Origin of the sequence: Thioclava sp. GXIMD4215, from assembly GCF_045291555.1 — a bacterium.
Lineage (GTDB): Bacteria > Pseudomonadota > Alphaproteobacteria > Rhodobacterales > Rhodobacteraceae > Thioclava > Thioclava litoralis.
The window spans coordinates 1,092,319-1,116,492 of sequence record NZ_CP149515.1 but is presented as its reverse complement, the minus strand read 5'-3'; the positions used below and the strand labels follow the sequence as shown (position 1 = coordinate 1,116,492).

Genomic DNA, 24,174 nt, shown 5'->3' with positions numbered 1-24,174 from the left:
CTCCCATGACACAGGTCATAGGAGCGTCCTATAGCGGCCATCCTTAAAAGGCAGCCTTGGCGGAATGCCTCAGACGAGGGCGCCCTCTACCAGTTTGGTCTTGCCGCCCAGATAGGGGTGCAGAGCCTCGGGCAGAACCACCGAGCCATCTTCCTGCTGGCCGTTTTCCAGAACGGCGATCAGGCAGCGCCCCACGGCCAGACCCGAACCGTTCAGCGTGGCAAGGAATTCGGGCTTGCCACCATCGGCGGGCTTGAAGCGCCCGTTCATGCGGCGGGCCTGAAACTGGCCACAGGTGGAGACGGAAGAGATCTCGCGATAGGTGTTCTGCCCCGGTAGCCAGACTTCGAGATCATAGGTTTTCTGCGCGCCAAAGCCGATATCGCCGGTGCATAGGATGATCCGGCGATAGGGCAGGCCCAGACCTTCCAGCACGGCTTCGGCGCAGGTCACCATGCGCTCATGCTCTTCGATGGCTTTTTCGGGATGGCAGATGGTGACCATCTCGACCTTCTCGAACTGGTGCTGGCGCAGCATGCCCGAGGTGTCCTTACCCGCAGAGCCTGCCTCCGAACGGAAGCAGTTGGTATGGGCGACATAGCGGCGGGGCAGGGTGGCTTCGTCCCAGACTTCGCCGCTGGCGAAATTGGTAAGCGTCACCTCGGCGGTGGGGATCAGCCACCAGCCATTGGTCGTCTGATAGCTGTCTTCCGAGAATTTCGGCAGCTGGCCGGTGCCCAGCATCGCTTCGTCACGCACCAGAACGGGCGTGATATTCTCGACCAGCCCATGCGTATCGACATGCAGATCCAGCATGTATTGCGCCAATGCACGGTGGACACGGGCCACACCGCCACGCAGCGCCACAAAGCGCGAGCCGGACAGCTTGGCCGCCACTTCGAAATCCATATTCGCGCCCACGCCGGACAGCTCGTAATGTTCTTTCGGCGCAAAGCTATAGCTCGGAACGTCGCCCCATTTGCGGATTTCCACATTGTCGTCCTCGTCCGCGCCCTGCGGCACCTCGTCGAGCACGATATTGGGAATGGTCATCAGCAGATCGCGCAGCTCCGCATCCTTGGCGCCAGCCTCGGTCTGCATGGCCGCCACTTCGGCTTTCTTGTCCGCAACCAGCGCGCGCAGACGCTCGAATTCGGCGTCATTGCCTGCGGCCTTGGCCGCGCCGACCTGCTTGGAGGCGGCATTCTGTTCGGCCTTGGCTTCCTCGGCGGTCTGGATGGCCTTGCGGCGGGCCTCGTCGATCGAGAGGATCTGCGCCGACATCGGCTCCAGCCCGCGGCGTGCCAGAGCAGCATCGAAGGTTTCGGGATTTTCACGGATCGCGCGAATGTCGTGCATGACGGTCCTCTAACTCGCTGTGATTGCGCCTCTGGCTTTATCCCGATTTGAGTCTCGGGGAAAGGTCGGCAAAACAGCGAATTGCACAAACGTGGCGCGTAGGGCGCAACTTCAGGCGCAGAAGAGCTCGTACATCGTGGTCAGAAGGCGTTTCACACGTTCGTCACGGATCGAATAAAAGATGGTTTTCCCGTCGCGACGGGTTTCGACAAGGCCATCCTGACGCAGCCGCGCCAGTTGCTGGCTTACCGCAGCCTGACGCGCGCCCAGCAGGTTTTCCAGATCGCTCACCGAGCGTTCGCCCTCGGTCAGGTGGCACAGGATCATCAGCCGTCCCTCATGGGACAGGGCTTTCAGCAGCCCCGCTGCCTCTTGTGCCCTTCCGGTCATTTCCTCGGGGGACAGTTTGGCGCCATTCTCTACTTTTTCTGTATCTAAAACCGAGACCATAAGGCGCGATCCTTCTTTCATAGGTATCATAAACGCAATCGCATACCGCGTTCGTTACCAGAAACTTTTTAATTAGATAATACGATGCAAATTAACGTCAAATTCGTTTGATCGCAAATCCTTAGTTCAGCGCTCAAGAATAAGTTTGTCCGCACTCAGTTCGATACGGGCGAATTTGCTGAGATAGGTCATCCCCAGCAGCGAGCCGTCCATCTCGGCGGCGTTGACACTTGCGGGCACGTTGGTGTCGTGGATCGGGCCCAGATCCATTGTGGCAAGCCGGACGGGGGCGGTGCGAATCATGCCATTGGCCGTGCTCGCCCGCCCGATAAAGGCCATATCGCTGGTGTTGATGCCCGCCTTTCGGGCATCCTCGCGGCTGAGGGCGATGGTCGTGGCGCCGGTATCGACGATAAAGCGGATCGGTTTGCCATTGACCTTCGCGGTCAGATAGAAATGCCCGTCCGGCGCTTTGGGGACCTCGATGCGGTTTTCGGCGACAACTTTCTGGCTGGGCAGGACGGTGCTGCGGATGTCGGCCCAAAGCCCGACAGCGGCGAGGACGCCCAGAAAGATCAGCGCCCAGATCGCAAGCTGCTGCAGCCTGCGCGAGAGATTGCGCCTGAAATCGAACATGACATAGCCGCCAACCACTGTCAGCAGCAGAACAAGATAGACAAGCTGGCCAATATCATCTCCGGTCATCGGATATATATGGCGGGCACAGGGCGGAAATGCCAGTGCCTTCTTCTGTCTGGCGCCGGTCTTTTGCTCGGGGGCTTGTGCCTGTAATCGCTTAGAGAATGCCGCTGAGGCCAGCTTTGTGCAGCCCGTCCAGCATGAACTGGATCGCAAGCGCGGCCAGCAGCATCCCCAGCAGCCGTGTCACCACCATCACGCCGGTGCGCCCCAGCAGGCGCTCGACAGGGGCGGCAATGGCGAAAGAGGCCATCACGCACAGCAGCACCGCCAGCATGACGCCCAGAATGGCGATCGTATGCAGCGCCGTGCCATCGCCTTGCCCTGTCAGCAGGATCATCGAGGCCATCGCCCCCGGTCCGGCAATCAGCGGGGTTGCCAGCGGGAAGACCGACGGATCGTCGTGATCGGGGTCTTGCGCATGTTCCTCGCCCTGATCCTGCCGCCGCTTGGTGCGCCGCTCGAAGAGCATGTCGAGCGCGGTCAGGAACAGCAGTACCCCACCCGCAATGCGGAAGGCGGGCATCGAGATGCCGATCCCGTCAAGGATATTCTGCCCGAACAGCCCGAACAGCGTCAGCAGCACGGCCCCGATGGCCACGGCGCGAAAACCGATCCCGCGCCGCTTCTGGGTGGGCACGCCGCTGGTAAGGGCCATAAAGACCGGTGCAAGGCCGATAGGGTCAATAACCACAAACAGCGTGACAAAAGCGGTAAGATAGTCGGCGACAGCCATAAGACCCCCGGAAAAGATGGATGCCAGAATTATGGCATGAAGACTGCCTTGCCGGTAGCATGCCGGCAAAGATATGTCACGGGCACTGCTTATAAATCGTGCGAATTTCCACATGTTGCTTAAAATTCACGTCAACGGGAACGATTGGGGCTTTGATTGAGGAACCGGAGGCCATAAACGTGGTGTCCGATTGGCCTGTCCCCGACCTGTGGTGGCTGGCCCTGCGTGTGGAGTAGACTATGCTGAACAATATCGGCCTTCCGGGCCTTCTTCTGATCGCTGTTGTGGTTCTTGTCCTGTTTGGACGCGGCAAGATCTCGTCTTTGATGGGCGAAGTCGGCAAGGGCATTACGGCCTTCAAAAAAGGGGTGAAGGACAGCTCGAACGAGATCGAGGATGCCAGCAACGACCCCTCACGCACCGAGGCGCGTGATGTGACCCCCGAGGACAAGAAAGACAAGGTCTGAGCTGCGAGACAGCGGCTGGAGGCCCTGAATGTTTGATATCGGTTGGAGCGAACTTCTGGTTATCGGCGTGGTCGCCTTGATCGTCGTCGGGCCGAAGGATCTTCCTGTCATGTTCCGGACCCTCGGGCGTCTGACAGGGAAGGCCAAGGCGATGGCCCGCGAGTTCTCGCGGGCGATGGAGGATGCGGCAGATCAGGCCGGTCTTGCCGAAACCTCCAAAGAGCTGAAAGGGCTGACGTCCAAGAAGGCTCTGGGCTTGGATGCGCTGGAACGCGCGACCGAGAAGTTCGAGAAATGGCAGCCCGGCCTGCCCAAAGCGGCCACCAGCCCGCAAGCGGCAGAGCAGGCCACGGCCCCCGTAGCCGAGCCTGATCCCAATCTGGCGGCGCAAATCGACCCGTCCGAGCTTGCGGACGAGCCCGAGATCGCAGCGCCGAGCCACCCTGCCGAGGTACCGGCCACCGATGCGCCGGTTGCGGCGCAGGATCGGGGCGCGGAAAGAAAAGAGACGCCATGAGCGCCGAGAACGATATTGAAGACAGCGCAGCGCCGCTGATCGAACACCTTGCCGAATTGCGCACGCGTATCCTGTATTCGCTGGCCGCTTTCATTGTGGCGATGGTGGCCTGCTATGCCGTCTGGAACCCGATCTTCAACTTCCTGACCCATCCGATCTGCCATGCTCTGGCGGATCGCGGCCAGCATTGCGGGCTCTATCTGATCAAGCTGCAGGAAGGCTTCTTCGTCGCGGTGACGATCTCGTTCATGGGCGGGTTTGCCCTGTCTTTCCCGATTATCGCCTACCAGATGTGGCGTTTCGTGGCACCGGGGCTCTATCGCTCGGAGAAAAACGCGTTTCTGCCGTTCCTGATCGCCTCGCCGATCATGTTCTTTGCCGGCGCGGCTTTTGCCTATTACGTGATCCTGCCGCTTGCGTTCAATTTCTTTCTCGGCTTCCAGCAGGGCGGATTTACTCCCGACGGGGCCGCGGCCAATGATATGGCCGCTATCGGTTTTCAGGGCTCGGTGCAGGAATACCTGTCGCTGACCGTGAAATTCGTGATGGCCTTCGGGATCTGTTTCCAGTTGCCGGTGTTGCTGTCGCTGATGGGCAAGGCGGGGCTGGTCTCTGCGGCTGGTCTGGGCAGCGTGCGCAAATATGCGGTTGTGGCCATCCTGATCGTGGCAGCTATCGCGACCCCGCCTGATGTCATCTCGCAGGTGATCCTGTTCACGGTCGTCTACGGTCTTTACGAGGTGTCGATCTTCCTTGTGCGCCGGATCGAGCGCAACCGCGAAGCGCGGATGCGGGCGGAGGGGACATGGGTCGAAGAGGATGATGAGGACGACGAGGACGACGAGGACAAATCCTCCTGAACTTTGCACTGACAGATTTATCGCCCCGGAGATGCTTGCCATGTCCGGGGTTCATTTTCGAAGGACGATCCCATGCACCGCAATGACCTGAAATACGAATTGGCGCGCCGTAACCTGACCAATCAGGATCTGGGCACGGCGACGGGGCTGCGCGAGGATATTCTGGTCCAGTTTCTTGATGGCCAGCGCCCGCTGCAAGATGCCGAGGAGGGGCGCATTCTGGACTATCTGTCAAGCGTGACCCCGCAAGGCGGGCAAGACGCCCTGACCCGCATCGCGGAGGCGCTTGAACGCATGTCGCCTGCGCCGATGCCTGCCCCCGACTTTGCCGCCGCGACCGCTTTCGCGTGGCGCACGTCTCCTGACCGGCTGGATCCGGTGGCCGAGGTCAATGGGGTGGATTTCGATCTGCTGCAGGGCATCGACCGGTCCCGCGATATCCTGCTGACGAACACGTTGCAATTCGCGCGCGGGGCGGCGGCCAATAACGCCCTGCTTTGGGGCTCGCGCGGTATGGGCAAGTCGTCCCTAGTGAAGGCGGCCCATGCGCAGGCCGTCAAACAGGGCTTGCCGCTTAAACTGGTGGAGCTGTCGCGCGACGATCTGCCATCTGTCGGGCGTCTGCTGGCGCATCTGCGCGCGGCTTCCGAAATCCGCTTCATCCTGTTTTGTGATGATCTGTCCTTCGATCACGATGACCGGCATTACAAATCGCTGAAGGCCATTCTGGATGGCGGGATCGAAGGGCGCCCGTCAAATGTCATTCTTTACGCAACCTCGAACCGCCGCCATCTGATGCCGCGCGATATGATTGAGAACGAGCGCTCTACCGCGATCAATCCGGGCGAGGCGGTGGAAGAGAAAGTGTCCCTGTCCGACCGTTTCGGTCTGTGGCTGGGCTTCCATCCCTGTTCGCAGGACGATTATCTCAAGATGATCCGCGCCTATTGCGACCGTTACGGTCTTACGATTTCGGATGAGGCGCTTTGGGCGGAAGCAATCGAGTGGCAGGCCACACGCGGGTCACGTTCGGGGCGCGTGGCATGGCAGTTCGTGACCGATCTCGCAGGTCGTCAGGGCGTTGCCCTGTGATCAAAGGGGGGAGGAGCGGATTACTCGATCCGCTCCATCAGCCGCGCCACTCCGACGCAGCCCAGCAAAACCAATGCGACGGCGGGGGCGGGGATCCCTGCCGAAATGGCGAACCACAAGGTTGCTCCGGCTGCGACAAGCACGGCCAGGATGAGCAAGAGGAAGGTTGGTAACGGCATCGGTTTCTCCTTACCTTTCCAATATGGGACGGCAAAAGGTTAAGGAAAAGATGGGTCGCGCCATGATAAGCTCTAAAAATATCACAAAATTGCAATATGCAGTGATTTGGCCCGTGAAACGCCTAGTGCTTGTGCAGTCCGGCGGCGTTTCAAAAGTGTGACAGAATCGGCCTGACGGTGAGTTGGGGCTCTGGGGGCTTGGGGAGCCGTATGCTGCGGGCCTCTGCCGGAAGCGGTCAGCCTCAGGCCCGCAGATCGCGGCGCCGTTATGCGCCGTTCGAAAACCGGCCCAGAGCCTGCGCGATCTGATCCAGCGTTGGACGTGAGGATTTCGGCGTGCGGGCAAGGGCGTCGCGCATGGCTGCCAGATGTGCGCCCTGAGTGCCGCAGCAACCGCCGATGATCCGTGCGCCGCAATCCCGCGCCATCAAGGCATATTCGGCCATTAACTCTGGCGTGCCGGTATAGTGCAGCTCCCCATGATGGAAATGGGGGACGCCGGCATTCGACTTCGCAATCAGCGGGATATCCGTTCCGCTGGCGGCCATTTCCAGAATGCTGCGCAAAAGATCCGATGCCCCCATGCCGCAATTCGCTCCAGCGGCCACGGGTTTATATGCCAGCTTGTCCAGCTTGCGGGTGAACTCGGTGGGGCTGACCCCCATCATGCTGCGTCCGGCAGTGTCGAAATTCATGCTGATGCACCACTCCATCGCGCAGTCGCGTGCGACGATTTCTGCAACATGGACCTCCTCGAGGGAGGAAAGCGTTTCAAACCACAGCAGATCGACCCCACCTTCGCGCAAGGCGCGCGCCTGCTCCGTATAGATCTCGACGGCGCGTTGGCGGGTCATCGTCCCCATCGGGGCAAAAATCTCGCCCGTCGGTCCGATGGACCCTGCCACGATCACAGGGTCGGGGGCCTGATCGGCAATCTTGCGCGCCAGTCGGGCCGCTGCGGTGGCCAGCAGCGGGGCCTGTGCGCCACGTCCGAAACGTTCAAGCTGGCAGCGATTGCCGCCATAGCTGTTGGTGCACAGGATCTGCGCGCCATTTTCCAGCGCCTCCCGATGAAGGGCCGTGACATGCTCCGGATGTTCCACAGACCATAGCTCGGCGGGATGGCCGGCGGGCAGCCCCATATTGAACAGGGTCGTGCCGGTTGCGGCATCCGCGAGCAGAGTATCGTTCTCTGCAAGGAGCTGCTGTAATCGCTTGGTCATGGTACCACTCGTCCGTCAGATGCGCAGGGCAGCCGGAAGCCATCAGGGACCCGCGCTGCGTGCTCCACTTGCCACGCAAGGGCGCCGAGTTCAATTCACTCCCTGTGGATAGATGTCTGCGGCAGGGGCGGTGGCTTGCGGATGATCCGAGCGATATCGGCCGCCGCAAGGGCAAGGGCCGATCGCGAGGGGGCGGCAATATAAAGTGTACTCAACTGGGGGGCAAACCCCATTTTGAACTGGCGCAACCCGACGGCTCCCCGTCCTTTTTCCGCGCGCCGCCAGATCATCGCCGCAGGTCCTTCGATCTGATCCGGGCGGGGAGGGAGCGCGGCGAGAGACAGCCGCGGGCAGTTTTCCGCCCGTGCCGCCTCTATCGCTGTGACGATCAGTTGGTGCATGGTGCCATCCGGCGCGTCATCGGTCGTGCGCATCAGGTCCAGAGCCCATTCGTGGCTGTTGCTATGGAAACTGGCAAACCCCACCAATCTCCCTGCATGCCAGGCCAGAATGACCTCATGGCCGCTGACATATCCGGCGTCAAAGCGCCCCATGGAAAAGCCCCTTTCGCCGCCGCGGGCGAGGGCCCATTCTGCCGCGACCTCCGTCATCTGCGCGAGCGGCATCTCGTCAAGGCAGTGAAGGCATTCCACCCCCGCTTTTTTGGCTTTGCGCAACTTGCGCCTCAGGCCCGATAGGGCGGGACCATCAAGGGAAAACCGGTCCGGACGCAGCCAGCATTCCTGCGCGACAGGCGTCACCGCCCAGCCCGCCCTGCGGGCCTCTAGTGCCGTGCGCGCATTGATCTTGTAAAGGCAGGCCAATCGTCCCTGATCGCGGGCCTCGATCCTGAGGCTGCGCAACATTTCCGGCAGGGAGTGCGCCCCGACCGGATCGCGCAGCCCCACCAAGGCCTGCTGTGTCTGGCCGATCATCCAGCCCGAGCGCATGTTCTCGCCCAGCAGAACGAAATGTTCGCCCTGACGGAGAATGCCGAATTCGGCATGGGGGCTTTGCGCTGCCAGAGCGGCGATGCGGGGGGTGAATTCACGGGCGGCAGGCACCAGGCGCCCGCGCGGCGGCAGATGCCTTACCGGCGCGCCAAGTGCCAGCATGCCGAGGGCCAAGGCTGCGGGCGCACCGTAATATACAACGCGCCACGCCACGATCGCGGCCAGAAGCGGGGCCTGCTCGGCTCCGGGCAGCAGCATCAGAAGCGTCACCTCGAACGGCCCGACCCCGCCCGGCGTGCCGGAAATGAAGCCCGCACCCAATGCCAGCAGAAAGGCCGGATATAGCGCCACCAGCGGGTGCACGGTTTCAGCGGGCAACAAAACCCAGAGCGCAAGCGCGGCAAAAGCGGTGTCGAGGACGGTCAGCCACAGAATCCGCCCCATGATCGGCAGGCTGGGCAGGCGCGGCTGCCATTTTCCGATCTTGACGACAGGGTTCCACAGCGCAAGTGCGGCCACACCGCCACCCAGAAACAGCCCCAGAAGGGCAAAACCCTGTAGGGCAAAAACGGGCAGGCCCGGCAGCTGCACGGGCGTGATGATGACCACGATCGCCGTGACGACCGCCCAGCCTGCCAGAAAGGTCGCAGCGACCATGGCCGTCATCTTAGAGGCTTCGATCATCGAGAAGCCGGGCAGCATCCGCCAGCGCACAAGCGCGCCGGAAATCAGACCGAAGCCCACGGTCTGCGAGATCGCGATCGATACCCAGCCTGCGCGTCTGGCCTGCTGGTCGTGCTGGCCGGTCTCCATGATCTTGTGGATCAGCGCGTCATAATTGGCCAGTGCCGCAAAGGAGAGACATGTCGCAAGCATCGCGCCCATCCATTGCAAGGCGGAGACCTGCGTGAGCGACGAGAGAATCGCCGTATAATCGAGCCCGGTTACACGGTCGCGCAGAACCCATGCAAAAGCCGCCAGCATCACAATCGCGGCCAGTTGCCGCCGCACCGCTTTGCCCCATGCCAGAGACTGCGTCTTGGCCGGAATCTCTGCCGGATCCGCCAGTGCCTCGGCGGGGCCATCCGCCTCTAGAAGACGTGCGGTTTCGGCCATGATCATCGCCTCCGGATGGCGTTCGGCATAGGACGGATCGGAGAGATCGGGGGCGGGCAGCGCGATGTCATGGCTTCGGGCATCCAAAACGGTCCTGTCCAGCCATGCTTTTGCTTCTGATGCCTGTTGTCCGGCAATTTTTCCGTAATGACGCATCACTCGTCCTCCGTTTCGCGAGAGCGAGACTAGGGCGAAGGCCCTTACACGAGCTTAACGTTCATAACACACTGCTACGGGTTGTGCTGTTTTTGCGCGTCGCGCGTCACAAAGCGCCGGAAATGCCAAGTGCGGAACCTTTGGTTTGCGTTGCAGGCTTGCGGCGAAAGAGGGCTTGGCCTATAGGGGCGAGAAAGGGCATAGGTTTGCCCGCATGTCCGATTGGCGCGCATGGGGCGCGTCCGGGTCATTATCCGAGTGGAGAGCACATGGCACCCCGGCGCAAAAAGATTTACGAAGGCAAAGCGAAGATCCTGTTCGAAGGCCCGGAACCGGGAACACTGGTCCAGTATTTCAAGGATGATGCGACGGCCTTTAACGCTCAGAAGAAGGACGTGATCGACGGGAAAGGGGTTCTGAACAACCGCCTGTCGGAGTTCTTCATGAACGGTCTGACCAATGTCGGCATCCCGAACCACTTCATCCGCCGCCTCAATATGCGCGAGCAACTGATCCGTCAGGTCGAGGTCGTGCCGCTGGAAGTGATCGTGCGCAATTTTGCCGCCGGTTCGATTGCCAAGCGTCTGGGTCTGGAAGAAGGCACGCCGCTGCCGCGCCCGATCGTGGAATATAGCTACAAGAACGACGCACTTGGCGACCCGCTGGTGCCGGAAGAATATATCGTGGCGTTCGGCTGGGCCAATCAGCAGGATCTCGACGATATCGTGGCGCTGGCGCTGCGGGTGAATGACTTCCTGTCGGGCATCTTCTTTGGGGTCGGCATCAAGCTGATCGACTTCAAGATCGAGATCGGTCGTATCTGGGAAGGCGATTTCATGCGTCTGATCGTGGCCGACGAGATCAGCCCCGACAGCTGCCGCCTGTGGGATGTCAAAACCGGCGCGCATCTTGATAAGGATGTGTTCCGCCGCGATCTGGGCAGCCTGACCGATGCCTATAGCGAAGTCGCCCGTCGTCTGGGCGTGCTGCCCGAGCAGGGCAATGGCTCCAAGCCCACGCTGATTAATTGACCACACCGCGGTCTGCATCTGATTGGTGGGACCGACACAGACTGAATGGGGACCGGCATGCCGGTCTCCGATGACCAAAGGCAGCACGCTGCCCTAAGACTTGCAGAGGATGACACCGATGAAAGCCCGCGTTCACGTGATGCTGAAGGATGGGGTTCTGGACCCGCAGGGTGAGGCCGTTCGCCACGCGCTTGGTGCGCTTGGTTTTGCCGGCGTGGAAGGCGTGCGCCAAGGCAAAGTGATCGAGCTTGACCTGAAGGCCGCCGACAAGGCTGCCGCAGAAGCCGAAGTGCAATCCATGTGCGAGAAGCTTCTGGCCAATACCGTGATCGAGAAATACACGGTCAAAATCGTCTGAGAAGACAGTCGGGGAGGGCGCGGCGCGTCCCCCCTTTGCAACTCTAGCGCAGCTGTAAGACAGGAGCGTCGCCATGAAGGCAGCCGTCATCACCTTTCCCGGATCGAATTGTGACCGCGATCTGATCGTCGGTTTCGAGAAAGCCGGAGCCGAGGTTGTTCGTGTTTGGCACAAAGAAACCGAATTGCCGGCAGGGGTGGATGTCGTGGGCGTGCCCGGCGGCTTCTCCTATGGCGATTACCTGCGCTGTGGAGCGATTGCGGCCCAGTCGCCCATCGGGCGCGCGCTGGTCGAATTCGCGCATAAGGGCGGTTACGTGATCGGGGTCTGCAACGGCTTTCAGGTGCTGACCGAGATGCGCCTTCTGCCGGGGGCGCTGATGCGCAATGGCGGGCTGAAATATATCTCGAAGCCGGTGCCGCTGACCGTTGCCACCCAAGACAGCGTGTTCACCGCAGGCTATTCCAAAGGCCAAGAGATCCTGATCCCGATTGCCCACCACGATGGCAATTACCAGATTGATGCCGAAGGGTTGAAGGCGCTGCAGGGCGAGGACCGTGTGGCCTTCCGCTACGGCGACAACCCCAATGGTTCGGTGGATGATATCGCCGGTGTCCTGTCGGAAAACCGTCGGGTTCTGGGCATGATGCCCCACCCCGAGCGCGCGGTGGATGCAAATCATGGCGGTACGGACGGGGCGGCGCTTTTCCGCTCCTTGCTGGACGGGCTTGTCTCGGCCTGAAGCTTTGAGACTTGTTGCGCCTGAGGCCTTCGCCTAGATTTGGCGCATGTCGCATACCTTGACCATCGAGACAAAGACTGTGCCCCGCGATCGGACCCGACGCGGGCGCATTCTTGTGCGTCTGGCGGTTTTTGGCATCCTGTGCCTTGCCGCTGGCGCGATGTGGTTTACCAATGCGTGGCTGACCCAGCGATTTACCGAAACCACCCGTGTGCGCACGGAATTGCGTCTGGCGCTGTACACGGGCAACCTGATTTCGGAATTGCAGCGGATGTCGATCGTGCCGCTCCTGCTGGCCCGCGATCCGGCCCTGACGCGATCTCTGTCCAGCGGTGATTTCTCCGAGACATCGGCCGCGCTTATTTCGGCCCGCGATGATGTGTCCGCAGCGTCGATCCGTTTGCTGGACCTGTCGGGCCGCGTGGTCGCGGCGACCAATCGCAACCTGATCGGCACCAGCTATGCCTCCGCGCCGTTTTTCGTGGAGGCCCAGCGGTCGCGTGATACGGTCTTCACCACCGATGCGATGGAAGGGCCGGGCACAGAGTTCAACTATTCACGGCTGCTCAGCAGTGGCGGCACCCCCTTGGGGGTGATCGTGGTCGAGGCCGATCTGGCGAAATTCGAACGGGCCTGGGCGGGGATTTCCGATGCCGTGGCGGTGACCAATAGCGAAGGCAAGATCATCCTGACCACCGAGCCGCGCTGGCGCGGGCTGACAATGGCCGAGGCGCTGGCCGCACGGGATGCGCCGACCGCGATCCAGCGCGCCCTTCAGGCGACGGCCGATCTGGCCAACGAGCCGCCCGACGCCTATCTCGGCGGTGCCGGTGTGATGCAGACCGAAACCCGCATTCCTTTCCGTGGCTGGAAGATGACCGCCTTCACCTCCTATGATTCCGTGCGCGAGCGGGTGAATGCCGTCTTGGCACTGGAGATTATGGGCTTTGCGATTTTTCTTGCGCTGGCCTTCTACTGGCTGTCGCGCAGGGCGCGGATGCAATCGGTGGCATTGCGGCAGGAATCAAAAGAGCTGCGCGCATTGAACACCCGCCTGACCCGTGAGATTGCCGAGCGCGAGAAGGCGCAGAAAGAGCTGGCCGTGGCCGAGCAGACGCTGGCGCAAAGTTCGAAACTGGCGGCTTTGGGCGAGATGTCGGCCTCGGTCAGCCATGAATTGAACCAGCCTCTGGCCGCGATGAAGACCTATCTGGCTGGTGCGCGTCTGTTGCTGCAACGCAAGCGCGGCGACGAGGCCCTGACGAGCTTCCAGCGGATCGACGATCTGATCGACCGGATGGGCGCGATCACCCGCCAGCTGAAATCCTATGCGCGTAAGGGGGGCACCGCCTTCGAGCCTGTGGACCTGCGCGATGCGGTGTCTTCGGCGCTGTCGATGATGGAGCCGCAGTTGAAATCGCGCACGGTGCAGATCGTGCGGAGCCTGCCGCGTAATCCGGTCATGGTGATGGCCGATCGCATCCGGCTGGAACAGGTGATTATCAACCTTTTGCGCAATGCGCTTGATGCCACCAAAGCCACGACCGAGCCGCAGATCGACATCCTGCTCTCGGACGGGGCGCAGGCGGTGCTTTCGGTGCGTGATAACGGGCCGGGCATCGCGGATCTTGAAAAACTATTCGAACCCTTCTGGACAACAAAAAAGCCCGGAGAGGGAACCGGATTGGGTTTGGCGATTTCTTCCTCGATCGCCAGTGACCTCGGGGGCCGGTTGACGGCCCGAAATGCCGAAGCAGGCGGGGCGGTGTTCGAACTGCGTCTGCCCTTGCTATCGGACGAAACAAAAACAGATGAAGAGCGTGCTTGACGTAACGCGCCACGGAGAACGAAATGTCGCGAATGATGAAGATTGCAATTGTCGATGATGAAGAAGACATGCGTCAATCCGTCAGCCAATGGCTTGCCCTGTCGGGCTTTGACACGGAAACTTACGATTGTGCCGAGGCGGCGCTGAAAGAGATCGGTGCCGATTGGCCCGGTGTCGTGATTTCCGATATCCGCATGCCCGGCATGGACGGGATGGAATTTCTCAAACGGCTGATGGGCATTGATAGTGGCTTGCCGGTTATCATGATCACCGGTCATGGCGATGTGCCGATGGCGGTGGAAGCGATGCGTCTGGGGGCGATGGATTTCCTTGAAAAGCCCTTCGATCCCGACCGGATGAACGAACTGGCCAAACGCGCGACCCAAGCCCGCCGTCAGACATTGGAAAACCGTGCGATCCGCAAGGATCTGGCCAATGGCGAACAGATGATGGGCAAGTTGATCGGCACGTCCGAACCGATGGAGCGGTTGCGCGAGGATATTCTCGACCTCAGTCAGGCCGATGGCCATGTGCTGATCGATGGCGAGACCGGCACCGGCAAGACGCTGGTGGCCCATGCGCTGCATGCGACGGGCTCGCGGGCGGGCAAGGCGATGGTGACCGTTTCTTGCGCGGCCTATTCCGAGGAGGATCTGGCGACCAAGCTGTTCGGCCCTGTCGAAAGCGGTCTGCCGCTGGTGGAGAAAGCGCGGGGCGGCACGCTCTGCCTTGAGGATATCGAGGCGCTCTCGCAATCCTTGCAGGCCCGTCTGCTGACCTTCATCTCCGAGCAGGGCGTGCCTGCGGAGACGCGGATCGTGGCGATCTGCAACCAGCATGGTGAGGGAACGACGCTGGAAGATGTGCTGCGCCCCGATCTCTATTTCCGGCTGGCGGCCCTGAAAATCACCCTGCCGCCCCTGCGCAACCGTGGCGAGGATGTGCTGACGATCTTCGCGCGGATGGCCGAGCAGTTTGCGGATGAATATGGCTGTGACACCCCCGAATTGACCGCGCAAGAGGCCGCACAGCTGCTCCAGGCCCCTTGGCCGGGCAATGTGCGCCAGTTGATCAATGTTGCCGAGCGGGCCGTTTTGCAGGCGCGTCGCGGCTCGGGTTCGATTGCCTCGCTGTTGATGACGGATGACAATGACAGCACTATTCCGGCGATCACCACCGAGGGCAAGCCGCTCAAGGAATATGTCGAGAATTTCGAGAAGATGCTGATCGACAATACCATGCGCCGCCATAAAGGCTCGATTGCCAGCGTGATGGAAGAACTCTGTCTGCCGCGCCGGACCCTGAACGAGAAAATGGCCAAATACGGTCTGGCCCGTCAGGATTATCTCTGAGCGCAGGCCTTTGGCGGGGCGGCCAATCCGTGCCGTGCCCTGCCGCGTTGTTTTTCCGCCTCCGCCTCCCCATCTTGAGGGGGGGGGGCGGTTTGCCCGCAAACCTCTGAAGGGGTTTATCGTGCGAGGAAAAATGACAGATATCAAAACGGCTTTGGACGATCTTCTGAACCGTCAGGACCTGCCGCTTGACGCAGTGCTGGACCGTCATTTCAGCCCTAACTATCGCCAGCGCACCAATGGGGTCTGGGACGACCGGGAGGGGTTCCGTCTCCATGTCCAGAAGCTTCGCGAGCTTGTCGCCTCGGCGGAAATCGAGGTTTTGGACGAGGTGAGTGATGGCCTGAACTATGCCGACCGCCATATCGTCTCCGCCACCAAGCGCGACGGGCATCAGGTGGTGCAGGAGGTCTATCTGTTTGCAACGCGCGATCCCGAAGGACGGTTCGAGCGCGTGGAAGAGATGACGCATATGCTTGATGGGGCGGCAGAGGATCGCGGGCTCGGGGCCGTCAAATAGGTTTTTGCGACGGCGGTCTGCAATGCCGCCGAGGGGGCTGTCGCAGCCCCGCATTCTGGACCGTTGCTGGCCGGCATGGCGCACTTGGCTGCCATTGAAAAAGGGCCTGAAGCAGGGATGCTTCAGGCCCTTTGGCAGTCTTTGGGGGCTTAGTTGCCGACGTTCCACCAGCCCCGGCGTTTGGGCGCGTTATCCTCTTCCGCCTGCGCGGCTTCGGGTTCGGCTGTGCTTTCCTTCGCGCGTTCTGCGACCGGCGCCTGTGCCGTGATGACCTCGCCAACCGCTGCCTCGGCAACCGGTGCCTCTGCAACCGGTGCCTCTGCGGCGGGGGCTTCGGCAACCGGTGCCGCAGGGGAGGCGATTTCTGCCAGACCTGCATCGGCTTCCGGAGCAGAGGCTACCGCATCCGCTGCGGGGGCCGTATCTGCAACAGTCCCGGAAGCCGGAGCTGCAACAGCCTCAACCTCAGCCTCGACAGCGAGCGTCTCGTCCTTTTTCGAACGACGCGCGCGGGACCGGCTGCGCTTGGGCTTGGGCGTATCTTCTGCTTCCGCGGTGGCCTCGGGCGCAGTTTCGGCTTCGGCAGTGGTGTCTGCCGCATTGTCACCCGCTTCGGCGTTGGTCTCAGCCTCAGCCTCAGCCTCAGCCTCAGCCTCAGCCTCGGCTTTGGGCTTGCGGCGCGACCGTGACCGGCTGCGTTTGGGCTTGGGGGCCTCTTCTGCAGCTTCCGGTGCCGTGGCCTCGCCTTCGGCGTCTTCTGCGGCGACGTCCGGCTCTGCCTCAGCCGCAGGGGCGCTGTCCTCTTCGTCAGATTCGGTCTCAGCCTCATCATTGAGCTGATCCGCACCCGATTTCCGACGGCGACGACGGCGGCGCTTCTTCTTCTTCGGGCCTTCATCGGTCGACGTTTCCGTGGCAGCCTCGGGCGCCTCGTCTTCGTCTTCCTCGACGATCTCCGCATCCAAGGCCGCATCCAGCTCTTCAAGCTCGCTCATGAACTCTGCACTGGCATGAACCACATTGGACACCGCTTCGGGCACCACACGGGTTGCGGTTTTGAATTTCTCGATCACGTAATCGGGCGAGACCAGCGTCGGATCGGCCTCGATACGGACAGAAAGCCCGTAGCGCGACTCGATCAGGGCGATATGTTCGCGCTTCTGGTTGATCAGGAAGTTGGCCACGGCAACAGGCACGCGCACCAGAACCTCGCGGGCGCGCTTGCGGGTGGCTTCTTCCTCGATCGCACGCAGGACCTGCAGCGCCATGCTGTCATCCGAGCGGATGAGGCCGGTGCCGTGGCAATGCGGGCAGGGCTGCGTGGTGGATTCGATCATCCCCGGACGCAGACGCTGGCGCGACATTTCCATCAGACCGAAGCCCGAGATGCGGCCGACCTGAATGCGGGCACGGTCGGTCTTGAGCTTGTCCTTCATCCGTTTCTCAACGGCGGTGTTGTTCTTGCGCTCGTCCATATCGATGAAGTCGATGACGATGAGGCCAGCAAGGTCGCGCAGGCGTACCTGACGGGCCACCTCGTCGGCGGCCTCGAGGTTGGTTTTCAGCGCGGTCTCCTCGATGGAGCCCTCTTTGGTCGCACGGCCCGAGTTCACGTCGATTGCCACCAGTGCCTCGGTCACGCCGATCACCAGATAGCCTCCGGATTTCAGCTGCACCACGGGGTTGAACATCGAGGCCAGATAGCCCTCGACCTGATAGCGCGCGAAAAGCGGCAGCGCCTCGGCATAATGCTGCACGTTCTTTGCATGGGACGGCATGATCATCCGCATGAAGTCTTTGGCCGCACGATAGCCGCGCTCGCCTTCAACCAGCACCTCGTCGATATCCTTCGAGTAAAGGTCGCGGATCGAGCGCTTGATCAGATCGCCTTCCTCATAGATCGGGGCGGGGGCGACCGACTTCATCGTGAGTTCGCGGATCTGCTGCCACATACGGATAAGATATTCGTAATCGCGGCGGATCTCGGTCTTGGTGCGTTGCGAGCCTGCCGTGCGGATGATCAGACCCGCGCCCTGCGGAACGGAGAGTTCCGAGGCGATATCCTTCAGCTTCTTGCGGTCGGCGGCATTGGTGATCTTGCGCGAGATGCCACCACCGCGGGCGGTATTGGGCATCAGCACGCAGTAGCGGCCAGCAAGCGACAGATAGGTGGTCAGTGCCGCCCCCTTGTTGCCGCGCTCTTCCTTCACCACCTGCACCAGCATGATCTGGCGGACCTTGATGACCTCTTGGATCTTGAAGCGGCGCGCGCGGGGCTTGCGCGGGCGGCGGATCTCTTCGCTCACATCCTCTTCGGCGACGGATTCGATGTCGTCATCGTCATGATCGCTTTCCGAGCCGTGGTCGTCTTCCTGCTCGTCGGCCGCATCATGGGGGGCGTCGTCGGATTGGGGGGTGTCGTGATCCTCGATATGGAGGTTGTCCTCTGACGGATCGGCCACGCCCATGCCGGGAATATCTTCCGAACGCAGGGTCTCGTCTGCTGCGGTCGCCTCGGCCTGTGCAGGCTGCGTTTCAGCAGCATCGCTGCGCGACGAACGGCGACGACGACGCGTGCGCGCCGGTTTTTCTTCTTCGTCCTCGTCGGATTGCGCAAGGGCGCGCTCTTCCGCCAGAAGCGCTTCGCGATCTGCCGTGGGGATCTGGTAATAATCAGGGTGGATCTCGGCGAAAGCCAAGAACCCGTGACGGTTTCCACCGTAATCCACAAAGGCGGCCTGTAGCGAAGGCTCGACCCGCGTCACTTTTGCCAGATAGATATTTCCGGCAAGCTGGCGCTTGTTTATCGTCTCAAAATCGAACTCTTCGACTTTATTCCCGTCCACAACCACCACGCGGGTTTCTTCCGCGTGTGTGGCATCGATGAGCATTTTCTTTGCCATTTATCCTGCTTTCCCGCAAAGAACGGCGCGCCGTGGCAAGGCCAGGCGACTGTGCTTTGTGGTCTGTTTCTGTGGCGAGAGCGCACGTCGCCAGAGGGAAGGCGGCGGCGTAGAGCCTGCCCGACATCTTCCTTGGTCCATCCGGTCGCGTCATCGCGTTTCATCCTAAAGGCGGGGTAGGACTTGTGGTCCGCGCCCAAACTGATGCCGTTCTTCCCTAAGGGGGTTGCCCGGCGTGGCGTGCGGCCTTGCGGCCAATCGGTTGATCCTGGACGGGGTCGCGCGAGTGACGCGCGGACCTTACCGGCCGGAATTCAGCGAAATCCGTGGGTGGGATCACGTGACGTGACAGAACACCAACATAAAAACAACAATAGACGGTGCCTTGTGGAAAACACAATCTGTTTTTCGTCAACGAATGGTTAACAAGGGCTTACCCGGTTGTGAGAAAGTATCGGCAATGCCGCTAAAGGCGATAAATCGGGCAGTTTCTCGCGGTGGGAGTGTCGCAATAGAAAAGGGCCCGCACGATGGCAGGCCCTTTCCGGAATTGGATATTCGCGAAGATTAGCGCTTCGAGAACTGGAACGAACGGCGTGCTTTGCGCTTACCGAATTTCTTACGTTCAACAACACGCGAGTCGCGGGTCAGGAAGCCGGCAGCTTTCAGAGCCGGACGCAGTGCCGGTTCGTAGACTTGCAGAGCTTTCGAGATACCGTGCTTCACGGCACCTGCTTGGCCCGACAGACCACCGCCAACAACAGTCGCGTAAACGTCGAATTCGCCTTCAACGCCAGCAACACCGAAGGGCTGGTTCACGATCAGCTGCAGAACGGGGCGAGCGAAGTAAGCCTTCATCTCTTTGCCGTTCACGGTGATCTTGCCGGTGCCCGGCTTGACCCACACGCGGGCAACTGCGTCTTTACGCTTGCCGGTCGCGTAGGAGCGGCCTTGTGCGTCACGGACGGGCTCGCGGTTGATCGAAACGGTGGTTTCGCCAGCAGCTTCAACGCCCGATACGGCCGACTTCAGATCGTCGAGGGATTTGAGTTCTTCAGCCATGATTAGCTCCGGGTGTTCTTTTTGTTCAGCGACTTGACGTCGAGAACTTCGGGCGACTGTGCTTCATGCGGGTGCTCAGCACCGGCATAGACGCGCAGGTTCGACATCTGGGCGCGGCCCAGACGGTTACGCGAGATCATACGCTCTACGGCTTTGATCACGACGCGCTCGGGGTGGTTGCCCTCGAGGATCTGACGCGCGGTGCGCGATTTGATCCCGCCCGGGTGGTTCGTGTGCCAGTAGTAGGTTTTGTCATCGCGCTTCTTGCCAGTCATCTGCACCTTGTCGGCGTTGATGATGATGACATTGTCGCCCATGTCCATGTGCGGCGTGAAGGTGGCTTTGTGCTTGCCACGCAGACGCATTGCGACGATCGAAGCAAGGCGGCCCAGAACGACGCCTTCAGCGTCGATCAGGATCCACTTCTTTTCGATCTCCGCCGGTTTTGCGGTATAGGTGTTCATAAGATCGTCCCTTGACGGGTTGTGAATTCAGATTGGGGGCTTTTCCACGATCTTCAAATCAAAATCAAGCCTCTTTATCTTGATGAAATACATACATTACAATGGCTTGCAATTTAGGTATTTAAATACCCCATGAATTCGAAGGCTTTTGGTGGTCTGGGGCAGAATCCGTGGCGCAGAAAAGGGCCGGGCCATCAAAAAAGGCGCGGGGGGCCGCGCCTTGTTCTTTCAGCCGATCGCCGCGAGGCCGGGGAAAGTGTCCAGAAGCCAGTAGCTGAAATCGGTGAACTGTCCGGTCAGCATCATCAGCCCGACCGTCCATAGCAACAGGCCCGAGATTTTTTCGATCCGGCCCATGTGGCGCTTCATCCAGCGCATGACGCCTTGCAGGCTCGGGAAAAAGGCGGCCACCAGCAGGAAGGGAATGCCAAGGCCTATGGCATAGGCTGCCAGAAGTCCGACGCCGCGCCCGATATCATTGCCCGAGGCGGCAACGCTGAGGATGGCTCCGAGGATCGGGCCGAGGCAGGGGGTCCAGCCGAAGGCGAAGGCCAGCCCCAGCACATAGGCCCCCAAAGCCGATCCGCCGGTATCGCCGGTATTGAAGCGCGCCTCGCGGTCCATGAAGCCGATCCGGAAGATACCGATGAAATGGGCGCCGAAGATCATGATGATCACCGCAGCCGCTTTTGTGAGCCAGTCCTGATAGGGGCCAAGCGCGCGTCCGAGCGCCGAGGCGGAAATCCCCATCAGCAAGAACACAGTAGACAGCCCGAGCACGAAGAAGACCGCCGCCAGCACCACCTTGCCACGTGCTTTCGAGGTGCCGCCCTGCATGTCCGACACCGAGACCCCGCCCATGAAGGCCAGATAGGGGGGGACGATCGGCAATACGCAGGGGCTGAGGAAAGACAATATTCCGGCGAGCACCGCAATCAGCAGGGCAGGGAGGAAGGCGGCATCGAGGACAAGCTGTGCATCTAACATGGTTTGGCCATACTATAGAAATCGGCGCGGGTCACTTCCCGTTTTCGCGCGGTATGCGGCGCGGATGATGTTTTGTCCTCGCCTGTTCTCTTCCGAGTGGACAAGGGGGCCAAGCTTGCGCATTGTGCCGCCCATGAAAGACGATACCACATGGATAGATGCCAAGGGCTTGTTGTGCCCCTTGCCGGTTCTGCGCTTGCGCAAGGTGCTTGAAGGGTTGCCTTCGGGGGCGGTGGCGCTGTTGGAGGCGACTGATCGTGCCTCTTGGGTCGATGTGCCGCATTTCTGCGCACAGACCGGTCACGAGATGATCTCGGCGGAAGAGCGCGACGGGGTTCTGGCCTATCTGGTGCGGCGCAAATAACCGCTCTCGCGCGGATATGATCTGTGGTTTGCCGAACCATATTGACTTATATCCTGGCTGGCATAAAGCGCGATTGCGGAGCCGTGACTCCGTCTATAGAGCGATTTTTCCGACATGATACCGCTTGTAATGACGTCGGGCGATCTTCTGGCCGATCGCCGCGCAGATTATGCCGAATCCTACCTGCCGTCCGATCCGGCCGCTGCCGCAGAGCTTTACCAGCAGGCGCTGGAACGGGCGCCCCGCTGGGCTGCAGGCTGGTTCCGTCTGGGGGAAATCCGCGCCGATGCGGGCCTTGATCTGGCCGAGGCCGCTTTCGAGAAGGTGCTGGAGCTGGATCCGGAAGACCGTCTTGGGGCAAGCCTCAGGCTGGATCTGCTGCATCCGCGTTCGCTTTCCGATGCCATGCCGACAGCCTTTGTCGAGGCATTGTTCGATCAATATGCCTCCGGCTTCGAGGAGTCGCTGCTGAGCAAGCTCGACTATCGCGCGCCCGCCCTTTTGGCCCGCGACCTGCAAGGCCAGTACGAGCGGGTGCTGGATCTGGGATGTGGCACAGGGCTGATGGGGCGTGAACTGGCTGCGAAAAGCGGCTGGCTCGAAGGCTGGGATATCTCCTCCGAAATGCTGCGCGAGGCCGGGGCCAAGGCCTGTTACCACGCGCTCGAAAAGCGCGACCTTTCCGCCCTTATGCCCGAAGAGAGCCGCTGGGATCTGATCACCGCCGCCGATGTCTTTGCCTATATCGGGGCGCTGGAACAGATTATCGGCTGGGTGTCGGCCGCGATTCGTCCGGGCGGGCGGTTTGCCTTTACGGTTGAGCTGCATGACGGCCCCGAGGCCTATATCCTGCGCCCGTCGCGCCGCTACGCACATTCGCGCCATCATCTGGCGGAGTTGCTGGATCTGGCAGGTTTCGAGGCGGCGATCACCACGGACTGGTTGCGGATGGATCGGGGGGCACCTATCGAAGGCCTGATCGTGCAGGCGCAGCGTCGTGCCGATACATCTCCGCAGCAGGAAACGGATATGCGCGCCCTATGTCTGTAACTGTGCCTCCGGATGCCCCGTCGCCGCGACCGAAAGCGGTGTAGGGCGCGCAACGACGCGGTGGCGCTGTTCTGGGCCGTCCATGCGCCCCGCTCGTTCGCCGGATCGGAGACTGGGCGATCCGGTCCCCGTGTGATAGGTTGCATGATACGGTTTGCAAATTCGCCCGGATTTTCCTAGCTGTCGGAAAAACACAAGAAAGGGCCATCATGTCCGTCTCCATGCTTTCTACCTTTATCAAGCCGATGCACCGCGAGGGGCGCAAATTCGTTGCGATCTTCGCGGCTGTGACTGTGGTCCTTTTCCTGATCTGCGAGCCTCTGGGCTGGATCGGGGTTGGGCTGACGGTCTGGTGCTACTATTTCTTCCGCGACCCCGAGCGTGTGACGCCGGTGCGCGACGGGCTGATGGTATCGCCCGCCGACGGGATCGTTTCTCTGCTGGAGCCGGCTGTGCCGCCGGTCGAGCTGGGGCTTGGTGATCTGCCGCTCACGCGGATTTCCGTCTTCATGAGTGTCTTCAACTGCCATGTGAACCGCTTGCCGCACGAGGGCAAGATTACCCGTATCGCCTATCACCCGGGCAAGTTCCTGAATGCCTCTCTTGACAAGGCGAGTTCGGAGAACGAGCGCAACGGCCTGGCGGTGCAGATGCCCGACGGTCGGTCCTACGGTGTGGTGCAGATCGCGGGTCTCGTGGCGCGCCGTATCCTGTGTGAAGTCAAGGAAGGGCAGGCGTTGCTGACCGGCGAGCGCTTCGGCCTGATCCGGTTCGGGTCGCGCCTCGATATCTACCTGCCCGAAGGTGTCTCGCCGCAGGTTGTGATCGGTCAGACGATGATTGCGGGCGAAACCGTGCTAGCTGATCTGGCATCCGCAGAAGAGCCGCGTCTGGGCGGCCAGCGTTAAGGAGAGACTGATGGCCGAACGTGAAGACAGGTTGCCCTTTCTGCAGCTGATCCCCAATCTGGTGACGATTTCGGGGATGTGCCTCGGGCTGACCTCGATCCGGTTTACCATGACGGGCAAGTTCGAGACGGCCGTGATCCTGATCGTGCTTTCGGCCGTGATCGACGGAATGGATGGTCTGCTGGCACGCCGGCTGCGCGCCACGTCCGAATTCGGGGCCGAGCTCGACAGCCTGTCCGATTTCCTGTGCTTTGGCGTGGCGCCTGCGCTGCTGGTCTATCAATTCGCTCTGGGCGAGACCAATTCGCTGGGCTGGGTCTTCGTGCTGGCCTTTGCGGGGGCAGGGTGTCTGCGCCTTGCACGGTTCAATGTCATGCGCTCGGAGCCGGATTCCATGCGCCATTTCACCGGCGTACCTGCGCCGGCGGGGGCGGGGCTCTGCCTTATGCCGGTCTTTATTACGCTTTCCGGTATCGCGGATGCGCGTCAGGCCCCGATCATGGTAGCAATCTGGGTCGGCATCGTCGGCTTGTTGATGATCTCGCGGATCAAGACGATTTCTCCGAAGGCGATGCGCATCCCTAAAGGGCTGACGATCTTCCTCTTCATGGCGATGGTTGTGATGATGGGGATGATTTTCACACGCTTCTGGCTGCTGATGGTTATTTGCGGCTGTATTTATGTGGCGCTTCTGGTGCCGCCGATCTTCCGCGAAAAGGGACGTCTGTTCTAGAACCGTCCTTTCCATGCCCCATGCAAAAGACAGGCCCGCCATATATTGGCGGGCCTGTCGTGTTT

The 24,174-nt window shown here is 61.1% G+C and carries 25 protein-coding genes; 14 read left to right on the top strand and 11 right to left on the bottom strand.

The window, feature by feature from the left end:
• Positions 1-69: 69 nt before the first annotated feature.
• The 4 genes from serS to WDB86_RS05395 form a co-directional block, all read right to left on the bottom strand.
• Complete coding sequence (gene serS, locus WDB86_RS05410; protein ID WP_406736826.1) at positions 70-1,359, bottom strand: serine--tRNA ligase; 1,290 nt, start codon at positions 1,357-1,359, stop codon at positions 70-72.
• Between the two features lie 111 nt (positions 1,360-1,470).
• Positions 1,471-1,809, bottom strand: coding sequence for a metalloregulator ArsR/SmtB family transcription factor (locus WDB86_RS05405; RefSeq protein ID WP_339106959.1), 339 nt, complete (start codon positions 1,807-1,809; stop codon positions 1,471-1,473).
• Positions 1,810-1,935: 126 nt separating this feature from the next.
• Positions 1,936-2,514: a TIGR02281 family clan AA aspartic protease gene (locus WDB86_RS05400; protein ID WP_339106960.1), complete on the bottom strand. Its 579-nt coding sequence runs from the start codon at positions 2,512-2,514 to the stop codon at positions 1,936-1,938.
• Positions 2,515-2,605: 91 nt separating this feature from the next.
• Positions 2,606-3,244, bottom strand: a complete 639-nt coding sequence (locus WDB86_RS05395) for a MarC family protein (protein WP_339106961.1) — start codon at positions 3,242-3,244, stop codon at positions 2,606-2,608.
• A 239-nt stretch (positions 3,245-3,483) separates the two neighbouring features.
• On the opposite strand from WDB86_RS05395, the gene tatA reads away from it, so the two are divergent.
• The 4 genes from tatA (at position 3,484) to WDB86_RS05375 (ending at position 6,180) form a co-directional block, all read left to right on the top strand.
• A complete protein-coding gene (tatA, locus tag WDB86_RS05390; protein WP_339106962.1) occupies positions 3,484-3,711 on the top strand; it encodes a twin-arginine translocase TatA/TatE family subunit in 228 nt (75 codons plus the stop codon).
• Positions 3,712-3,739: 28 nt separating this feature from the next.
• Complete coding sequence (gene tatB, locus WDB86_RS05385; protein ID WP_406720535.1) at positions 3,740-4,228, top strand: Sec-independent protein translocase protein TatB; 489 nt, start codon at positions 3,740-3,742, stop codon at positions 4,226-4,228.
• Positions 4,225-5,088 carry a twin-arginine translocase subunit TatC gene (gene tatC / locus WDB86_RS05380; RefSeq protein WP_406736825.1) on the top strand — a complete coding sequence of 288 codons (864 nt, stop codon included), beginning with the start codon at positions 4,225-4,227 and terminating at the stop codon, positions 5,086-5,088. Before tatB ends, tatC begins: the two co-directional genes overlap by 4 nt.
• Before the next feature lie 294 nt (positions 5,089-5,382).
• Positions 5,383-6,180: an ATP-binding protein gene (locus tag WDB86_RS05375; protein WP_406737021.1), complete on the top strand. Its 798-nt coding sequence runs from the start codon at positions 5,383-5,385 to the stop codon at positions 6,178-6,180.
• 20 nt (positions 6,181-6,200) lie between these two features.
• Here WDB86_RS05375 and WDB86_RS05370 read toward each other — a convergent pair whose 3' ends face one another.
• The 3 genes from WDB86_RS05370 to WDB86_RS05360 form a co-directional block, all read right to left on the bottom strand.
• Positions 6,201-6,359 carry a hypothetical protein gene (locus WDB86_RS05370; RefSeq protein WP_339106965.1) on the bottom strand — a complete coding sequence of 53 codons (159 nt, stop codon included), beginning with the start codon at positions 6,357-6,359 and terminating at the stop codon, positions 6,201-6,203.
• Between the two features lie 266 nt (positions 6,360-6,625).
• A complete protein-coding gene (bmt, locus tag WDB86_RS05365; protein ID WP_406736824.1) occupies positions 6,626-7,582 on the bottom strand; it encodes a betaine--homocysteine S-methyltransferase in 957 nt (318 codons plus the stop codon).
• A 95-nt stretch (positions 7,583-7,677) separates the two neighbouring features.
• A complete protein-coding gene (locus WDB86_RS05360) occupies positions 7,678-9,807 on the bottom strand; it encodes a phosphatidylglycerol lysyltransferase domain-containing protein (protein ID WP_406736823.1) in 2,130 nt (709 codons plus the stop codon).
• Positions 9,808-10,076: 269 nt separating this feature from the next.
• Here WDB86_RS05360 and purC point away from each other — a divergent pair, with 269 nt between their 5' ends.
• From purC to WDB86_RS05330, 6 genes are all read left to right on the top strand, one after another.
• Positions 10,077-10,838 carry a phosphoribosylaminoimidazolesuccinocarboxamide synthase gene (gene purC / locus WDB86_RS05355; RefSeq protein ID WP_339106968.1) on the top strand — a complete coding sequence of 254 codons (762 nt, stop codon included), beginning with the start codon at positions 10,077-10,079 and terminating at the stop codon, positions 10,836-10,838.
• A gap of 118 nt (positions 10,839-10,956) precedes the next feature.
• Entirely contained in the window at positions 10,957-11,196 is a 240-nt protein-coding gene (gene purS / locus WDB86_RS05350; RefSeq protein ID WP_406736822.1) for a phosphoribosylformylglycinamidine synthase subunit PurS, read from the top strand.
• 73 nt (positions 11,197-11,269) lie between these two features.
• The gene (gene purQ, locus WDB86_RS05345) at positions 11,270-11,938 is read left to right on the top strand and encodes a phosphoribosylformylglycinamidine synthase subunit PurQ (RefSeq protein ID WP_339106970.1); all 669 of its coding nucleotides are present in this window, start codon (positions 11,270-11,272) and stop codon (positions 11,936-11,938) included.
• A gap of 160 nt (positions 11,939-12,098) precedes the next feature.
• Positions 12,099-13,766, top strand: coding sequence for an ATP-binding protein (locus tag WDB86_RS05340; protein ID WP_339109493.1), 1,668 nt, complete (start codon positions 12,099-12,101; stop codon positions 13,764-13,766).
• Between the two features lie 23 nt (positions 13,767-13,789).
• The gene (locus tag WDB86_RS05335) at positions 13,790-15,118 is read left to right on the top strand and encodes a sigma-54 dependent transcriptional regulator (protein ID WP_339106971.1); all 1,329 of its coding nucleotides are present in this window, start codon (positions 13,790-13,792) and stop codon (positions 15,116-15,118) included.
• A 133-nt stretch (positions 15,119-15,251) separates the two neighbouring features.
• Complete coding sequence (locus tag WDB86_RS05330) at positions 15,252-15,638, top strand: hypothetical protein (protein WP_339106972.1); 387 nt, start codon at positions 15,252-15,254, stop codon at positions 15,636-15,638.
• Positions 15,639-15,787: 149 nt separating this feature from the next.
• On the opposite strand, the gene WDB86_RS05325 is transcribed toward WDB86_RS05330, so the two are convergent.
• The 4 genes from WDB86_RS05325 to WDB86_RS05310 all read right to left on the bottom strand — a co-directional run bounded on the left by WDB86_RS05325 (position 15,788) and on the right by WDB86_RS05310 (position 21,054).
• On the bottom strand, positions 15,788-18,541 hold the full coding sequence (locus WDB86_RS05325; protein WP_406736821.1) for an Rne/Rng family ribonuclease: 2,754 nt from the start codon (positions 18,539-18,541) through the stop codon (positions 15,788-15,790).
• Between the two features lie 567 nt (positions 18,542-19,108).
• Positions 19,109-19,603 carry a 30S ribosomal protein S9 gene (rpsI, locus tag WDB86_RS05320; protein ID WP_339106974.1) on the bottom strand — a complete coding sequence of 165 codons (495 nt, stop codon included), beginning with the start codon at positions 19,601-19,603 and terminating at the stop codon, positions 19,109-19,111.
• Between the two features lie 2 nt (positions 19,604-19,605).
• Positions 19,606-20,067 carry a 50S ribosomal protein L13 gene (rplM, locus tag WDB86_RS05315; RefSeq protein WP_339106975.1) on the bottom strand — a complete coding sequence of 154 codons (462 nt, stop codon included), beginning with the start codon at positions 20,065-20,067 and terminating at the stop codon, positions 19,606-19,608.
• Between the two features lie 228 nt (positions 20,068-20,295).
• A complete protein-coding gene (locus WDB86_RS05310; protein WP_339106976.1) occupies positions 20,296-21,054 on the bottom strand; it encodes a cytochrome c biogenesis protein CcdA in 759 nt (252 codons plus the stop codon).
• 133 nt (positions 21,055-21,187) lie between these two features.
• Between WDB86_RS05310 and WDB86_RS05305 the strand changes: the two genes are divergently transcribed.
• From WDB86_RS05305 to pssA, 4 genes are all read left to right on the top strand, one after another.
• Positions 21,188-21,418 carry a sulfurtransferase TusA family protein gene (locus tag WDB86_RS05305; RefSeq protein WP_406720540.1) on the top strand — a complete coding sequence of 77 codons (231 nt, stop codon included), beginning with the start codon at positions 21,188-21,190 and terminating at the stop codon, positions 21,416-21,418.
• Positions 21,419-21,532: 114 nt separating this feature from the next.
• Positions 21,533-22,468 (top strand): methyltransferase domain-containing protein, encoded by a 936-nt coding sequence (locus WDB86_RS05300; RefSeq protein ID WP_339106978.1) that lies wholly within the window; start codon positions 21,533-21,535, stop codon positions 22,466-22,468.
• Positions 22,469-22,677: 209 nt separating this feature from the next.
• Positions 22,678-23,376: a phosphatidylserine decarboxylase gene (locus tag WDB86_RS05295; RefSeq protein WP_339106979.1), complete on the top strand. Its 699-nt coding sequence runs from the start codon at positions 22,678-22,680 to the stop codon at positions 23,374-23,376.
• Between the two features lie 10 nt (positions 23,377-23,386).
• Positions 23,387-24,109: a CDP-diacylglycerol--serine O-phosphatidyltransferase gene (gene pssA / locus WDB86_RS05290; protein WP_339106980.1), complete on the top strand. Its 723-nt coding sequence runs from the start codon at positions 23,387-23,389 to the stop codon at positions 24,107-24,109.
• Positions 24,110-24,174 lie beyond the last annotated feature (65 nt).

Excerpts from the sequence above, each read along its gene's own strand:
- serS (WP_406736826.1), bottom strand. The coding sequence starts at position 1,359 with ATGCACGACATTCGCGCGATCCGTGAAAATCCCGAAACCTTCGATGCT.
- WDB86_RS05405 (WP_339106959.1), bottom strand. The coding sequence starts at position 1,809 with ATGGTCTCGGTTTTAGATACAGAAAAAGTAGAGAATGGCGCCAAACTG.
- WDB86_RS05400 (WP_339106960.1), bottom strand. The coding sequence starts at position 2,514 with ATGACCGGAGATGATATTGGCCAGCTTGTCTATCTTGTTCTGCTGCTG.
- WDB86_RS05395 (WP_339106961.1), bottom strand. The coding sequence starts at position 3,244 with ATGGCTGTCGCCGACTATCTTACCGCTTTTGTCACGCTGTTTGTGGTT.
- tatA (WP_339106962.1), top strand. The coding sequence starts at position 3,484 with ATGCTGAACAATATCGGCCTTCCGGGCCTTCTTCTGATCGCTGTTGTG.
- tatB (WP_406720535.1), top strand. The coding sequence starts at position 3,740 with ATGTTTGATATCGGTTGGAGCGAACTTCTGGTTATCGGCGTGGTCGCC.
- tatC (WP_406736825.1), top strand. The coding sequence starts at position 4,225 with ATGAGCGCCGAGAACGATATTGAAGACAGCGCAGCGCCGCTGATCGAA.
- WDB86_RS05375 (WP_406737021.1), top strand. The coding sequence starts at position 5,383 with ATGTCGCCTGCGCCGATGCCTGCCCCCGACTTTGCCGCCGCGACCGCT.
- WDB86_RS05370 (WP_339106965.1), bottom strand. The coding sequence starts at position 6,359 with ATGCCGTTACCAACCTTCCTCTTGCTCATCCTGGCCGTGCTTGTCGCA.
- bmt (WP_406736824.1), bottom strand. The coding sequence starts at position 7,582 with ATGACCAAGCGATTACAGCAGCTCCTTGCAGAGAACGATACTCTGCTC.
- WDB86_RS05360 (WP_406736823.1), bottom strand. The coding sequence starts at position 9,807 with ATGCGTCATTACGGAAAAATTGCCGGACAACAGGCATCAGAAGCAAAA.
- purC (WP_339106968.1), top strand. The coding sequence starts at position 10,077 with ATGGCACCCCGGCGCAAAAAGATTTACGAAGGCAAAGCGAAGATCCTG.
- purS (WP_406736822.1), top strand. The coding sequence starts at position 10,957 with ATGAAAGCCCGCGTTCACGTGATGCTGAAGGATGGGGTTCTGGACCCG.
- purQ (WP_339106970.1), top strand. The coding sequence starts at position 11,270 with ATGAAGGCAGCCGTCATCACCTTTCCCGGATCGAATTGTGACCGCGAT.
- WDB86_RS05340 (WP_339109493.1), top strand. The coding sequence starts at position 12,099 with ATGTGGTTTACCAATGCGTGGCTGACCCAGCGATTTACCGAAACCACC.
- WDB86_RS05335 (WP_339106971.1), top strand. The coding sequence starts at position 13,790 with ATGTCGCGAATGATGAAGATTGCAATTGTCGATGATGAAGAAGACATG.
- WDB86_RS05330 (WP_339106972.1), top strand. The coding sequence starts at position 15,252 with ATGACAGATATCAAAACGGCTTTGGACGATCTTCTGAACCGTCAGGAC.
- WDB86_RS05325 (WP_406736821.1), bottom strand. The coding sequence starts at position 18,541 with ATGGCAAAGAAAATGCTCATCGATGCCACACACGCGGAAGAAACCCGC.
- rpsI (WP_339106974.1), bottom strand. The coding sequence starts at position 19,603 with ATGGCTGAAGAACTCAAATCCCTCGACGATCTGAAGTCGGCCGTATCG.
- rplM (WP_339106975.1), bottom strand. The coding sequence starts at position 20,067 with ATGAACACCTATACCGCAAAACCGGCGGAGATCGAAAAGAAGTGGATC.
- WDB86_RS05310 (WP_339106976.1), bottom strand. The coding sequence starts at position 21,054 with ATGTTAGATGCACAGCTTGTCCTCGATGCCGCCTTCCTCCCTGCCCTG.
- WDB86_RS05305 (WP_406720540.1), top strand. The coding sequence starts at position 21,188 with ATGAAAGACGATACCACATGGATAGATGCCAAGGGCTTGTTGTGCCCC.
- WDB86_RS05300 (WP_339106978.1), top strand. The coding sequence starts at position 21,533 with ATGATACCGCTTGTAATGACGTCGGGCGATCTTCTGGCCGATCGCCGC.
- WDB86_RS05295 (WP_339106979.1), top strand. The coding sequence starts at position 22,678 with ATGTCCGTCTCCATGCTTTCTACCTTTATCAAGCCGATGCACCGCGAG.
- pssA (WP_339106980.1), top strand. The coding sequence starts at position 23,387 with ATGGCCGAACGTGAAGACAGGTTGCCCTTTCTGCAGCTGATCCCCAAT.